This window comes from Nocardiopsis sp. MG754419 (genome assembly GCF_018207095.1).
Lineage (GTDB): Bacteria > Actinomycetota > Actinomycetes > Streptosporangiales > Streptosporangiaceae > Nocardiopsis.
Map to the genome: position 1 here is coordinate 1 of NZ_QOCZ01000447.1, position 301 is coordinate 301.

Below are 301 nucleotides of genomic sequence, written 5' to 3' on the forward strand. Positions count from 1 at the left end.
CTTCGCCGCACCCGAACCCGTCGTACGGGCCGCCCTGCGCGCCCTCGACCGCGACCGCGCCTACGTCACCCCCGGCCTGAGCAACCAGATCGTGGCGCATCTGACGCCCAGGCGCCCGCGCACCCTGGTCGCCGCGATCACCAAGCGAATCACCCGCCCGGTGCTGGAGCCGGAACCGGCGACACGGCCCGCCACCACATGACCGGTTACGGAGCGACGTACGGCAGCGCGTCAGCGCAGCCGTGACCGGGAGCCGTCATGGTCGTACGCAAGGACGTCAACGACCCTGGACTAAGGTCCC

At 71.4% G+C, this 301-nt stretch carries 1 protein-coding gene; it reads left to right on the plus strand.

The genetic code is table 11. The annotated features are described in order from the left end of the window. The coding region (locus tag DSY14_RS28490) for a hypothetical protein (protein ID WP_211719652.1) at positions 1-202 on the plus strand (202 nt) is incomplete at its 5' end. Between the last annotated feature and the right edge of the window lie 99 nt (positions 203-301).